Origin of the sequence: Streptomyces sp. NPDC102270, assembly GCF_044766405.1 — a bacterium.
GTDB lineage: Bacteria > Actinomycetota > Actinomycetes > Streptomycetales > Streptomycetaceae > Streptomyces.
On sequence record NZ_JBIWLX010000013.1, the window covers coordinates 314,650 to 328,179 of the forward strand.

The 13,530-nt window shown below is 66.6% G+C and carries 8 protein-coding genes and 1 pseudogene; 5 read left to right on the forward strand and 4 right to left on the reverse strand.

Annotated elements, in window-relative coordinates; translation table 11 throughout:
* The first annotated feature begins 30 nt into the window (after positions 1-30).
* On the forward strand, positions 31-1,359 hold the full coding sequence (locus tag ACIRP7_RS28330) for an IS110 family transposase (protein WP_403664921.1): 1,329 nt from the start codon (positions 31-33) through the stop codon (positions 1,357-1,359).
* A 73-nt stretch (positions 1,360-1,432) separates the two neighbouring features.
* A pseudogene (locus tag ACIRP7_RS28335) lies at positions 1,433-1,636 on the forward strand (integrase core domain-containing protein); the annotation flags it as partial.
* A gap of 187 nt (positions 1,637-1,823) precedes the next feature.
* On the opposite strand, the gene ACIRP7_RS28340 reads toward ACIRP7_RS28335, so the two are convergent.
* The 4 genes from ACIRP7_RS28340 to ACIRP7_RS28355 are packed head-to-tail and all read right to left on the reverse strand — an operon-like array spanning position 1,824 to position 8,602.
* Positions 1,824-2,657: a phosphoadenosine phosphosulfate reductase family protein gene (locus ACIRP7_RS28340; protein WP_126272101.1), complete on the reverse strand. Its 834-nt coding sequence runs from the start codon at positions 2,655-2,657 to the stop codon at positions 1,824-1,826.
* Complete coding sequence (locus tag ACIRP7_RS28345) at positions 2,654-6,253, reverse strand: ATP-binding protein (RefSeq protein WP_403664923.1); 3,600 nt, start codon at positions 6,251-6,253, stop codon at positions 2,654-2,656. The genes ACIRP7_RS28340 and ACIRP7_RS28345 overlap by 4 nt, the downstream gene beginning before the upstream one ends.
* A complete protein-coding gene (locus ACIRP7_RS28350) occupies positions 6,250-7,371 on the reverse strand; it encodes a DUF4007 family protein (protein ID WP_054243597.1) in 1,122 nt (373 codons plus the stop codon). The genes ACIRP7_RS28345 and ACIRP7_RS28350 overlap by 4 nt, the downstream gene beginning before the upstream one ends.
* 46 nt (positions 7,372-7,417) lie before the next feature.
* A complete protein-coding gene (locus tag ACIRP7_RS28355; protein WP_403664925.1) occupies positions 7,418-8,602 on the reverse strand; it encodes a cysteine desulfurase family protein in 1,185 nt (394 codons plus the stop codon).
* 514 nt (positions 8,603-9,116) lie between these two features.
* On the opposite strand from ACIRP7_RS28355, the gene ACIRP7_RS28360 reads away from it, so the two are divergent.
* From ACIRP7_RS28360 to ACIRP7_RS28370, 3 genes are read left to right on the forward strand one after another with little or no spacing between them, the layout of a single operon-like run.
* Entirely contained in the window at positions 9,117-10,691 is a 1,575-nt protein-coding gene (locus tag ACIRP7_RS28360) for a DEAD/DEAH box helicase (protein WP_403664927.1), read from the forward strand.
* Positions 10,676-12,571, forward strand: a complete 1,896-nt coding sequence (locus ACIRP7_RS28365) for an ATP-binding protein (protein ID WP_403664929.1) — start codon at positions 10,676-10,678, stop codon at positions 12,569-12,571. Before ACIRP7_RS28360 ends, ACIRP7_RS28365 begins: the two co-directional genes overlap by 16 nt.
* On the forward strand, positions 12,568-13,464 hold the full coding sequence (locus ACIRP7_RS28370; protein WP_403664931.1) for a phospholipase D family protein: 897 nt from the start codon (positions 12,568-12,570) through the stop codon (positions 13,462-13,464). Before ACIRP7_RS28365 ends, ACIRP7_RS28370 begins: the two co-directional genes overlap by 4 nt.
* Positions 13,465-13,530 lie beyond the last annotated feature (66 nt).

Below are 13,530 nucleotides of genomic sequence, written 5' to 3' on the forward strand. Positions count from 1 at the left end.
TGCCTGCACGATCACAACTGGGGGTACGTCATGGAGGAGTTGAGAGAAGACCACGACGACGGCACGGTCGCCAGGGTCGCGGCGATCGACATCGCGAAGGCGTCCGGGATGGTCTGCCTGCGCGTCCCGCACGACACCATCGAGGGCCGGCGCGTTCAGAAGGTCTGGACGGTCGCCTCGACCACGAACACGATCCTCGAGCTCGGCGACCGGCTGGTCTGTCAGGGCGTCGAGCGGGTGGTGATGGAGGCGACGGGCTCGTACTGGCGCCCGTTCTTCTACTTACTGGAGGCCCGCGGCCTGGACTGCTGGCTGGTCAACGCCCGTGACGTGAAGAACGTCCCCGGGCGACCGAAGACCGACAAGCTGGACGCGGTCTGGCTGGCCAAACTCGCCGAACGCGGCATGGTCCGCGCCTCGTTCGTCCCTCCGAAGCCGGTGAGGCAGCTACGCGACTACACCCGCACCCGCACCGTGTTCGTCCAAGAACGCACCCGGCACAAGCACCGCGTTGACAAGGCTCTGCAGGACGCACAGATCAAACTGTCCGGCGTCGTCTCGGACCTGTTCGGCATGTCCGGGCGGGCCATGCTCGATGCCCTGGTCGCCGGAGAACGCAACCCGCGGACACTGGCCGACCTCGCCAAAGGCAACTTGGTCAAGAAGAAGCCGGCCCTCATCGAGGCCCTGACCGGGCAGTTCGAGGACCACCACGCCCGCCTGCTGCGGGTGCTGCTGGGCACCGTCGACCACCTCACCGCACAGATCGGCGAACTCGACCGGCTGATCGCCCGGACGCTGGAGGAGATCGCCACCCCGCCAGACTCCTCGGGCACCGGCAGCGAGTCCGCCACGACGGTCAGCGCACGGGCTCTGGCCGAGAAGCTGGACGCCGTCCCCGGGATCGGACCGGCCACCGCACAGATCATCCTCGCCGAGATCGGCGCAGACATGAGCCGGTTCCCCACCCCCGAACACCTGGTCTCCTGGGCCAAATTGTGCCCCCGCACCATCCAGTCCGGAGCAAAGCACACCGCGGGACCAGCCGGACAGGGCAATCCCTGGCTAAAGGGCGCGCTCGGCGAGGCTGCCAACGCCGCCGCCCGCACCGACACCTTCCTCGGCGCCCGCTACCGGCGCATCGTCAAACGCCGCGGCCACGCCAAAGCTCTGGTCGCCGTCGCCCGCTCGATACTGGTCATCGCCTGGCACCTGATCAACGACCCGAACGCCTCCTACCAGGAGCTCGGCGCCGACTGGCACCGACGCCACCTCGACCCCGCCCGCAAGACCCGCGACCTCGTCCGCCAGCTCCAGGCCCTCGGCCACCAGGTCGCCCTCACACCGACATCAGCCTGACCAGCCCGTCTCACCGTCATCCGGTCCGCAAGCGGCCCGGATGCTGCCGCCTGCCCTCCCGGACATCGATTTTCCGATCAGCATCGGCAAGGTCGAACGCTTCAACCGCACCCTGCTCGACGAATGGGCCTACGCCCGCCCCTACCGCTCAGAGGCCGAACGACGCGACGCCTTCCCCGACTGGCTGCACACCTACAATCACCACCGCGGACACACCGCGCTGAAAGGCCAGCCACCCGCCAGCCGCGTCCCCAACCTCTCAGGGCAATACACCTAGCGCCCACAACCTGCCTCATCGGGCAGAGCGACATCCAGTTGAGCAGTGGTCCTGCCACTGGTTCCGCCGCCCTCTGACTGACCGCTCGCGGCCCGGGGCACAGGCGGCTTCGCGTGCGCTAACTACCCGGAAAGAGCAGTGGCCCGGCTGGGCAGACCGAGCCGGGCCACTTACCTGTATCTACGCCTCAGAGGTGGCAGACGGAGCAGCCGGCCTCGTCGTCGTCGGAGTCAAGTGCGTCTGAGAGGACTTCCAGGAGGGGCCTGTTCGGCTTGACGCGCTTGGCCGCGCGGTCCAGGGCCGCCTGGTGCTTGGCCTCGATCTCGTCCTTGCGCTCTATGAGCTCCGGGAGCGACTCGCCCTGTGACCAGGTGTAGTTGCGGCCCTTCATGGCCGTGTGGCGGAACCGGACCTTGTCCTCGTACTCGACGGCCTTGTCGTACAGGTCGGGGTGGCGCTCCTTGAGGCCGACCCACTCGTGCTTGCGCTGGAAGAAGCAGAAGTAACAGCCCGAACGCGTGCGCCACTCGTAGTAGCCGGGGAGCCCAATGCCGGCCTCGTCGAGGATGCGCATCACGCCGTCCTTGTCGATACCGTCCTCGCGGAAGGGGAAGACGGCATCGATGTTCGGCTTGGTGCTGACGTAGCCGAGGCGGTTCTCGTCGGCCCGGATCGCGACGTATGAGATGACCTTGTCGTCGCCGACCCACTCCTCCAGCGGCTTGATCTTGAGGTTCTTGGTGCACCAGCGCATCTGGGGGCTGGGCAGGGTGCCCTGGTAGACCTCCATCCAGTGATCGAAGTCCCGGTCGGCGTTGAGTCGCTCGATGGGCTTACCGAGGGCCGCTTCCAGCCGGTTGAGGTACTCGTATGTCTCTGGCAGTTCAGCACCGGTGTCGCAGAAGAAGTACTCCATCTCCGGCACGCGATCGCGCATGTAGATGGCAAGCGCCGACGAGTCCTTGCCGCCTGAGATCCCCAGGACGTGGCGAACCTTCTCCTGGGTGACTGGATCCGTCATGCCCCCTCCTTCGTTTCAGTTGCTGTGACAGCCGGCCCGTCGGCAACGCGTTGTGCAAGAGCGGCGAGCAGGATCCGTGCACCGTCGGGTCCGAGGGCCTGCTCAGCCTGCTGCAGTACGTCGGCCGCGAGCTGGTCGGCCTGGCCGCGGGACTGTTCCGGCACGTAGATCAGCGTCCGTCGTTCCTCTCCTGTCTTGTCCGTCAAGGTCAACAGCCGCGTCTCCAGATTTACTTCCTGCTCGCGGGTCTCGCTGCTGTCCTGGTAGAGGTGGGCGACGCGGTCGAGGGATGCGGACATCTCGCGTGCAAGGCGAGGGAAGATGCCTGCGTCCCGGTCATCCCAGTCTCCGAGTGCCTTGCTGGTGAGACGGACCACGATCGGGTCGAGCCAGTCCTCGTCAGCGAGGCTCTCGCTGAGCACGAAGTCGACGAAGCCCCGCAGCTCCGGGTTCAGTGACACCGTGGCGAAGCCACTCAGCCGCGCCGCGAGTGTCGACCGCAGTTCGGGAAGCGTCGTAGGCAGACGGAACTCTTCGGCGAGAACCGCGACCACTTCTTCCCGCAGCGTGCGTTCGATTCCAGTGATCTCGTCTGCCGCTGCGGTCAGCCGGTCGGCATACTCCGTGGCGGCTGCCGCGTTCGCGCGGGTGCCGGCTTCGATGGGGGCGAGGCCCAGCGCCTTGGGCAGAGCCCTGAAGAGCAGGTCGTCCGGATCCTGGGAGTCTGCCAGGGCGTTGCGCACGGCGAGTGCATCCGGCGAGATGCGCTTGGTCTTGCGAGCGTAGTTGTTCAAAACCATGACGCGTTCGAGCAACGCCCTGGCTACGGACAGCAGATCAGGGTTGCGCAGTGCCTGTGAGCGTGGTGGTTCGACCTTCAAAGACACCAGGAGCTTCTTGATCACGCTGGCGCGCTGCCCCTGTCCGACCGGCGTGTATTTCACGTCGAAACGGGCGGGGGCGGCGAGGATGCGGTCGACGACGTCCGGCGTCAGCCGGGGCAGGTAGGAGCCTTCTTCGAAGAGGGCGACATCGTGTCGGCGGATCACCAGGGCGGTGACGACCAGCAGAGGCCAGACACCGGCCTTCACCCCGTAGGGCGGGCTCATCAGGACCCGGATGATCTGGTCGAGGCTGGTACGCCGGGTTGCTGCGTCCAGCGCCTCCTGCAGCGCCTCCCAGACGGGCTGGGCGTGCTCATGGCCCTCGCCTGGAGCGGAGAAGCCGTACGGCAGCAGGCTGTTGGGGGAATTCTCTGCCTGGATGGTGCTGTTGGCCCGGTGCAGGCCGAGGTAGGCCAGCGCGCCGCTGTAGATGGCTCGCTCTGGACCGTATCTTCCGGCCGTCGCGTCAAAGCCCAGGTATTGCTCGCCGGAGCGGGTGAGCATCGCATCCAGCACATCGCTTCGGGCACGGGCGGCGTTGCTGGTGAGTGAGTGCCGTCCGAGCATCTCGTTGCGAATGTGCGGGGTGTGCGGGAAGACATTTTCGCAGGCGAGGGAGACGAGGCCGCTGAGGCTGCGGGCCGGCAGGCTCGAGCTGTCGGGGGACGCCTCGGGGGCCAGGCCGGCGTTCCACAGGTCCCAGGTGGCGTCCTGGGTCGGCGGGTAGAAGGCCGTCTGGATGACCTCCCGCAGCTCGGCCTCCGCCTGGACGGCTCGGTCGGTGACCTCGCGCCGGGCGACGTGATCGAGTTCCTTGTCTTCGAGCAGCTCTTTCAGGGCGATGAGGTGCGTGGCGGAGCTGAGTACCACGTCGGGGTGGGTGGTTGTTCCGAGGATCACCGGCAGCGTCGAGTTGACGGTAGGCAGCTGGTCCCGGGGGCCGAGGTGGAAGACGAGGAGGCCGTCGGCCGGGTCCTTCAGCTCGTCCGGCGCCTGGATTTCGCGGGTCTCTGGGCCGCTGACGGCGGTGAGGAACACCCGCATCATCCCGGTGACCTGGCTGTGGCGGCCGGCGACCACGGCGCTGGGGAGGTGTGCGCCCAGGCGCTGAACGATGGAGGCATCGTCGAGGTGACTGATGATCTCCTTCAGGCGGGCGTCGATGTCGAAGTCTGTGCCCTGCCAGACGCGGTATTCACCGCTGAATTCCCGGTGGACGAGGAAGCCGCGGCGGACGAGGTCGGCGAGCTCCTCCTCAAGGCGGGCGAAGGCGCTTGCGTCGTCCAGGTCGGTGGGGTCGTGGAGCGCAAGGTGGATCATGTCGCTGGTGGCGCTGAGCGCGCCGTCGGCGTCGATGAGGTTCAGAACGCCGATGGTCTTCAGCAGTGCCTGGTCGGCGTCGGGCAGCCCGTTGGCTTCCTTGATGCGCGCGTCGACTTCGATCCAGCGGCCGGCGTTTGAGGCCGCGAGCAGAGAGGTCCGGCCGGAGTTGAGGAAGTAGTCGTACAGCTGTGGCAGCTGCACCGTGCTGGCACGTTCGGCATCCGGCCGGGAGTGTGCGGCCAGCGAGTCGCGGACGGTGTTGGGCTCTCCGCTGTTGAGGAAGCCCGACAGGCTGCGGTCGTGCTGGCCGATTTGCGCTGCCAGGATAGGCGCAGCGATCGCCGTCAGAGGGTGCAGCGGGTACAGGTTGGCAAAGTCGTCGCTGGCAAGCTCGGTAAGGACGTTCAGGCCGTGGTTCTTCCACGCGAGGGCCGATGCCTGGGCCGAGGCGCGGATGAGGTCCTGGCCCGCTGCGTCGACAGCGGAGTGGTCCAGACGCCGGCGCAGGAGCTCCAGGGAGTCGCCGTGGTGCGGGACGAAGGTGACGTCTTCGAAGCGGCCCTGGATCTTTGCCCATTCGCGGATCTTGAGCTCACTGGAACGCGACGCGTAGTCCATGAACGACAGGTGCTGCAGGGTGACCAGGAAGACGGGCAGGCCGTTGGGCCCGGCGCTGTGCTCGGCAAGCTCCTGCAGGAGGAAGAGATCGTTCTCGGCGCCGGAGAATTCGTTGTGTCCGGCAAGGTGCTCCAGGGTCTTGCCGAACTCGTCGATGATCAGCAAGAGCGGCTGCTGATTGTCGGTCAGGGCCTTGATGGCGGCCATGACCTGCTTCGTCTTCGGCCCGGTCGTCGTCGGGTCTTCGCAGGCCGCGAGTGCTGCGACGACGTTCTTCGGGATGCGCTTGCCCCAGCGGCGCCTTGCCGCGGTGTCCAGCGCACGGGTCACGGTGGCCACCAGAGGTTCCCGCCGCGCGGTGGCCACGGCCCCGAGGAACCCGGTTCCCGTCCGCTCAGCCCGAGCTGTGGCGAGACGCTCGGCGAGGGCTGGGCTGGTGTCCGCAAGGATCCGGTGAGCCTCGTCGCAGCGGCCCTCGTCACGGCCGAGAAGCGCGTCGATCAGGTTAGCCAGCGTGGACTTCCCGGAGCCGTAGGGTCCCGTGAAGGACCAGGCTCGGGGACGCCGCAGGTCGCTGACAGCGTTGGCGATGCGCTCCAGTACGTCAACTGCCTTCGCGCCGACATACGGTCCGTGCAGTTCGTCCTCGACGTCGCGTTCGAGGTTGGTCGACCGCATCTGAGAGCCGACCAGTTCGATTCCGGCCGGGAACTGAGGGGTTGCCTCGTCCTGCGGGGTGCGGGAGGTCCGCGTGGGAGCTGCGGTGGTCACGCGTTCTCCTTAGTCGTGAACTGCTGCTGGTGGTCCTGGGACTTGCGCTCAGCCTTCTCGGCCTTCTCGGCCTTCTCGGCCTCCTCTGCTTCGGCCAACTGCGGGTACTGCGCGCTCCATTCGTCCCGGGTGGGAAAGCCGGGGCGCCGGGTGACGTGGTCGTACTGCTCGTCGAGGATCTCCCAGGCGAGCGCCATCGGATCGCTGGAGAAGGACATGGTCCGCTGGCCGACGGCATCCACCCGGTTGAGTTCCGGGCGGCCCACGGCGACCTTGTCCAGGGCGGCGACGATCTCAGGCTCCCGGACCCGGAAGGCCCGGCCGGGCGCTCCGGGCTCGTTGGCAAGCCGCGCCAGAGAGATGGAGCCGGGCCCCTGGGTGTCGCGGGCGGCGTAGTCGAGGCAGGCGTAGACCAGAACGTGGGCCGGGAGAGAGGTGCGCGTGCCAGTGGTGAACTGCCACTCCTGCTTTCCCCGCGTGCCCACGGAGGTCAGCAAGTCCAGCTCACGGAAAGGGCAGGCCAAGAGGTCTTCATAGGTGGCGCGGGAACCGCTTTGTTCGACCGGCGTGCGCGCATACATCTTGGTCAGGCACTCGACATCCCGGGTGATGGACGCCTCAACCGGTCCATCGCTGAAGGAGAAGTTGACGTGCCGCGTCACGACCTGCGTCATATCCGCGATGGTGAAGCGAGAGAACGGGGCAAGGTGAAACGCCGTATACCAAGCGGGAGCCCAGCATTTGGCGCCCGGCCGCGACGACACGAGCCACCAGTGCAACAGCCACAGGCTGCCAGGTTCCTCAAGGTAGGGATCGGCGCCATCCTTCTCGTCGAGCAGCCACCGCGCTTCCCAAGTCGGGGACGCGTACTGGGCCTTCGTCTTACCCGCCGGGTCGGCGTGCTCGCGGGTGAGCTTGAACGCCTTTGACCAGTACCGCATGGCATGGACCATGTTCTTACCCACGCCGAGCAGGACCGGAGCATCTTCGGCAAGGAAAGCAGCCGGATTGTCCTTGACCTGCATGTATGCCTTATGCAGCCAGCCGAAGCGGGGGGCGAAGGTCTCATGGCGCGCGAAGCTGGAATGTGCGGCTTCCGCGAGCCTGCTGTCTGCCATACGAAGGGCCTCTCAATGCAAGAAGAGATAAAGGGAAATGCTGGAGTCAGTGAGCAGCCGCGCCGGCTGTCGCTGCCATGGCGGCGCGCACCTGGTGGACCGCACGCACCACTGCCTCGGCAGCTGCGGCGGTCTCGTCTGCGGTTGTGGCGTAGCCGAGGGAGAAGCGCACAGTGCACTCTGCTTCCTCCCTGCTCAGCCCCATGGCGAGCAGGACGTGGCTGGGAGTTGGGGCTCCCGAGGCGCAGGCGCTTCCATCGGATGCGGCTATGTGCGGCATGGCGGCCATGACTGCGTCGGCGGGGACACCCGCGAAGGTGATGCTCGCCACGCCCGGCAGGCGGGGGGCTTGTTGGCCGTTGATGCGGCATCCGTCCACAGCCGTGGTCACCATGTGCTCGAGCTGATCGCGCAGTTGGGTCACGCGGGCGACGTCGTCGGCGAGGTCCCGGCTGACGGCCGCCGCGGCAGCTCCGGCGCCGGCGATCCCGGGCACGTTGAGCGTGCCGGCCCTCCACCCCTTCTCCTGCCCGCCACCGGTGATCAGCGGCCTGAACGGCAGCGGTGTGCCGCGGCGTACGAACAGTGCGCCAACGCCTTGAGGGCCGCCGAACTTGTGGGCCGACAGGGACAGAAGGTCGACGTCCACTTCGGAAAGATCCAGGGGCAGCCGGCCGATCATCTGCGTGGCATCCGTGTGGACCAGCGCGCCTGCGGCATGCGCCGCCTTGACGACCGGCGTGAGGTCGGTGAGAACCCCGGTTTCATTATTGGCCGCCATCAGGGAGACGAGACCGACGCCGCCCCGGCCGAGCTCTTCCTCCAGGGCCACGGTTTCCACCAGGCCGTCCGCCCGCATCGGCAAGACGGTCAGCGATCCGGGCTCGTTTTGGGCCAGATCCCGGGCGGTCTCCAGCACCGCGGGGTGCTCTGCACCACTCGTCACGATCCGCGCCCCGCCACGGTGAGCCGCGCGCAGCGCGAGATTGTTCGCTTCGGTTGCCCCCGACGTGAAGATGATCTCCCCGGGTGAGCAGTTGAGCAGGTCAGCAAGGTGCCGACGAGCGACCTCTACACGATGGGCGGCGTCGCGGCCGGGGTGATGCACACTCGACGCGTTACCGACGGCCTGCAGGGCGTCCACAACGGCCGCCAACGCTTCGGGCCGAATTGGCGCCGTCGCATTGTAGTCGAGATACGCCGAAACCAGCCCATCAGACTCATCCCTCATGCCCCACCTCGTCTCGCTCAGCACCGCACACAATCTACTCCTGGTGGAACCCGGACGTGCGCACCGGGGGCGGCACCAGGAGTGAGTCGCGATCGTAGCGATCGAGATCGATCAGTCCGCGAAACCGACACTCAACCCGGAACGCAAACTGTAACTCGAACTAATGTTCCCCATCGCTTGGGTGGCTGCAACCCATATCGGAAAAGGGCGTCAGCTCAGAGGCCGCACGGGATCCTCGATGGGGTCTGCCGCACCTCACCAGCATCCCTGAACTGCGAATACCGCTCGCAGAGACCCGAGTGTCAGTGCGTGGGTTTATGGTGATCAGGCACTGTAACTCTGGGGCGACTCAGAGTTGCGGGCAGCTCTGCATGCACAGAACTGAGGCGGGGGCTTCGCAAGTTGACGGTTATTCAGGCATTGGGGGAAATCTCCCCTGTCTCACAGGGGTGGTGAATCGATGACAGCGTGGTCGCCCGGCCTGTCCTTCCAAGCCGTGCTGGACAGCGCCCCCATGCCGTACATCCGCGAGCGGCTCGGCAAGCACATGTGCGCTCTGCTCGACCTCATCGACGGCGGAAGCGCCGGCGATGAGCGGCTCCGAGCAGTCGCCGCCGTGGCGGTGGACGCAGAGAAGCTCGTCTCCAACCAGACAGACCGCGAGGAGCTGCTGCGGCTCCTGCCCACTGACAAGCAGACAGAGCTTGCCCAACGTCTTGGAACAGATGGCGCGGGCACCGATGCCCTGGCCTACCTGAACGGCCTGAAGTGGGCGAGTGAGCAACAGCGGCAGCTACTGGAGTTCTTCGGCTTCAGCGTCGACAGGGCACCCGCGCCGCCCCCGCTCTTTCGGCAAGACGCCGAACCCGAGTACGGGCTGTTCCCCCACCAACGGCGCGCAGCCGCACGCGTGAAGGAGTTGCTGTACGACGGACCCCGGCGGGTTGTCCTGCACCTGCCGACAGGCGTGGGCAAGACCCGCACCGGAATGAACCTGATCGCCGACCATCTGCGGCAGCACGAGCCCACGCTCGTGGTCTGGCTGGCGCGTGGGCAGGAACTGCTGGAGCAGGCGGCTGCGGAGTTCGAGCGCGCGTGGTCCAAACTTGGCGACCGTCCGATTACGGTCGTCCGGATGTGGGGCGAGGCGCCCACCAATGTGGAGGCGCTGACAGACGGCCTTGTCATCCTGGGGCTGGAAAAGGCCGTCTCCGCGGACAAGAGCGATCCGGAGCTTCTCCGCAAACTCGCATCGCGCAGCACTCTCACAGTCTTCGACGAGGCTCACCAGATCATCGCACCGACCTACCAGCGAGTGGTGGACGCCCTCACCATCCGCCCCGATGCCAGCTTGCTGGGCCTGACGGCCACCCCCGGCCGGACCTGGGCGGACGTCACCCAGGATGAGCGGCTGTCGGACTTCTTCGCCCGCCAGAAGGTCATGCTGCAGATCGACGGATACAGCAACCCGGTAACCGCCCTCATCGAACAGGGCTACCTGGCCGAGCCCATCATGAAGACCGTCGCCTCCGAAGCCGGCCTGCATCTGTCCGCGCGCGATCAGCAGCTGCTCGCGAAGTCCTTCGACATCCCGTCGGACATCATCGCGTCGCTGGCAAGCGACGAGCAGTGGAACCTCAAGGTCGTCCAGACCGTGCTGGAGCTACTGGAACGCCAGCACCGCAGGATCCTGGTATTCGCGGCCTCCGTTGACCATTGCCGCCTGATCGCCGCCGTCCTGTCGGCGCTCGGCCTCGATGCCGACTTCGTCACCGGCGAGTCCTCTGCCCGGCACCGGAACGATGCCATCAGACGCTTCAAGGGCGCCGGCCGACGCCCCATGATTCTGTGCAACTTCGGGGTCCTGACCACAGGCTTCGATGCCCCGGCAGCCAGTGCTGCCATCATCGCCCGACCGACCAAGTCGCTGGTCCTGTACAGCCAGATGGTCGGCCGGGTCATCCGCGGCCCCAAGGCCGGCGGAACCGCCACCTGCGAGATCGTCACCGTCGTCGACCCGGAGCTGCCCGGGTTCGGAGACGTGGCCGAGGCATTCACCAACTGGGAAGACGTATGGGAGACCGCGTGACCGGCGAGGGAAGCAAATACCGGATCGTCAGCCCTTCGCTGACCGTCAAGGCCATGCGCGACAGCGGCTACAAGAACACCGCCTACGCGCTCGCCGAGCTGATCGACAACAGCATCGACGCGGAAGCCACACTGGTTCAGGTCTTCGCCTGTGAGAGCCCGGTGCAGGGCACCACCCAGACGAGGCACCGGGTGGACGCCATAGCCGTCCTCGACAACGGCAAGGGCATGGACGCCGAACTCCTGCGGCGCGCCCTGAAGTACGGCGACGGCCTCGGGGGCGACCGCAACCGCATCGGGCGCTTCGGCATGGGTCTTCCCAACTCCAGTATGTCCCAGTGCACCAAGGTCGAGGTCTGGTCCTGGACCAATGGGTCCCCGAACGCCATGTACACCTACCTCGATCTTGAGGAGATCAACGGCGGACTCGACGACGTCCCCAGCCCCGTACACCGCCCTGTACCGGAGTACTGGAGCGACCTCAGCGAGGCGCCCCTGGGCACCACCGGCACCCTCGTGGTCTGGTCGGACCTTGACCGGGTCAAATGGCACGGCGCCGGCGCCACCCTGCGGAACACTGCCGAGCTGATCGGCCGTGTGTACCGGCACTACCTCCACGACGGCAGAGTGGAGATCAAGATGGCGCCGGTCCGCGAAGGAAAGGTCCTCGAAGGAGACAACGGGGCGTACTTCGCCGAGCCCAACGACCCCTTGTACCTCATGGGCTCAACCGGGACGCCGCCCCCGTTCGGGAACAAGCCCATGTTCGAACCCTTCGACATGGGCAACGAGAAGGAACCCGGGGTCGCCTACTTCCCGATCACGGTCGACGGGACGAAGTACAACGTGAAGGTGCGGGCATCCATCGCCCGGCCCGAGGCCCGCCGCGCCGACGTCGAAGGTCACCCGTGGCCCGAGAATGCGAACCCCAACCGCGACGCCGGTTTCCACCCGTGGGGTCAGCATGCTCGACGGAACATCGGGATCTCCCTTGTCCGGCAGGGGCGCGAACTCGACCTCGATTCCAAGTGGGCAATCGGGTACGACCCCGTCGAGCGCTGGTGGGGCATCGAGGTGGAATTCCCCCCGGAGCTCGACGACATCTTCGGCGTCACGAACAACAAGCAGACCGCCACGGTCTTCTCGTCTCTCGCCCACTTCGACTGGACGGCCGAGGCCGAGGGCGACGAGACGCCAAAGGCGTTCAAGGACCGCATCGCCGAATTCGGCGACCCGCGCCTGCCCCTGATCGATCTCGCGCTCTACCTGGAGAAGAACCTCCTGCCCAAAATGCGGCGGAAGCTGAAGCAGCACACGCTGGGCAACCGGGGAGGCAAAAAGCGCCACGACGACGTCGTCACGTCCAAGGCCACGGACGCGGTGAAGCGCCGGCAGGAGGACGGTCACACGGGAACGACCGACCGCCTTGCAGAGGAGGCCACCGAGAACGACAAGCGCCAGGAGCAGTTCGCGGCGCTCACCGAGCGGCACCACCTCGACGAGGACACCGCCCAGTCCATGGTCGACGAGGCGCTGGAGAAAGACTGGCGTGTCCGCTGGATCTCCAGCCCGCAGGACTCCACGGCGTTCTTCAACATCGACCTCATGGCCGGCATGCTGCAGGTGATCTTCAACACCGAACACCCGCTGCACAGCGAGCTGATGACCGTCCTTGAAGACGTGCCCGAAGACGCGAGCGAGACCGAACTCCGCCAACGCCTGGCCCGCGCCTCCGACACCTTCAAACTCCTCGTCTTCTCCTGGGCCCGCATGGAGGACGAGATCCCCAACAAGCGGGACCGCGCCAGGATCTCGGACGCCCGGCGCGACTGGGGCCGCTACGCCCGCGACTTCATCGAAGACGGGAGCGATGACGAGTGACGCAGCCGGACCACGTCTGGCAGCAGATAGCCGACCTGATGAAGGGCGCCACCACGCGAGTGATCCTCGTGGCGCCCTTCATCAAGAAGGCCGTCTTCGAGGAGACCCTCGCCTCGGTGCCGACCTCGGTGGAGACGATCGAATGTGTCACGCGCTGGACTCCGGCGGAAGTAGCCGCCGGAGTCTCCGACCCCGAGATCATCGAGGCGGCGGAGCGGGACGAACGCGTACAGATCACTCTCTGCCCGTCGCTGCATGCCAAGATCTACGTCGCCGACGTCCGATGCCTGGTCGGATCCGCGAACCTGACCGGCAAGGCCACCGGCCGAGTCCCCAACGCCAACGTGGAGCTCTTGCTGGAAACGCCCGTCACGCATCCCGAAGTGCAGCGCGTCCTCAGCTTGATCGAGTCCCGCTCGACAGCTGCCACACCCTTGGTGGCCGCCCTTGTCCGGAAGCAGGCAGAACTTCTGAAGGAGGAACGCATCCCGCCTCCGGCCGAGGGCGAACCCGCCCCTCTTTGGTACCCGGAAACGAGACGCCCGGAGAACGTGTTCGCGCTCTACAGCGGGCGAACACGATTCACCTCCCCGGTTGAGGCCGGCATCATCCAGGACCTTGCCATGCTCGATGTCCCGGCAGGTTTGGCGGAGCACGACTTCAACACGGCGGTCGAAGCTCGGCTGCACGCCATCCCAGAACTCCACAAGCTGCTCGTCGGCGAGCGCCTCAGCAACATCGAGCTCCAGAAGGCCATCGTGGAACGGACAGGAGACCCGGAAGACCAGGCGCGGAGGACGACGGAGACCCTCGCGGCCTGGCTGCAGCACTTCGGCCGCTATTACACCGAGGTGGGCTCATGGGAGCTGCGGCCGGGACGGGAGCACACCTAAGATCTGCGTGCACGGCGTAGAGGGGCGGAGCAACTCCCCCGCTCATCGCCACCCCACGGAGACGAA

What these genes read in the sequence shown, in the direction of transcription:
- ACIRP7_RS28365 (WP_403664929.1), top strand. Translation starts at nt 10,676, where the DNA reads ATGGGAGACCGCGTGACCGGCGAGGGAAGCAAATACCGGATCGTCAGC.
- ACIRP7_RS28350 (WP_054243597.1), bottom strand. Translation starts at nt 7,371, where the DNA reads ATGGCAGACAGCAGGCTCGCGGAAGCCGCACATTCCAGCTTCGCGCGC.
- ACIRP7_RS28340 (WP_126272101.1), bottom strand. Translation starts at nt 2,657, where the DNA reads ATGACGGATCCAGTCACCCAGGAGAAGGTTCGCCACGTCCTGGGGATC.
- ACIRP7_RS28355 (WP_403664925.1), bottom strand. Translation starts at nt 8,602, where the DNA reads ATGAGGGATGAGTCTGATGGGCTGGTTTCGGCGTATCTCGACTACAAT.
- ACIRP7_RS28330 (WP_403664921.1), top strand. Translation starts at nt 31, where the DNA reads ATGGAGGAGTTGAGAGAAGACCACGACGACGGCACGGTCGCCAGGGTC.
- ACIRP7_RS28360 (WP_403664927.1), top strand. Translation starts at nt 9,117, where the DNA reads ATGCCGTACATCCGCGAGCGGCTCGGCAAGCACATGTGCGCTCTGCTC.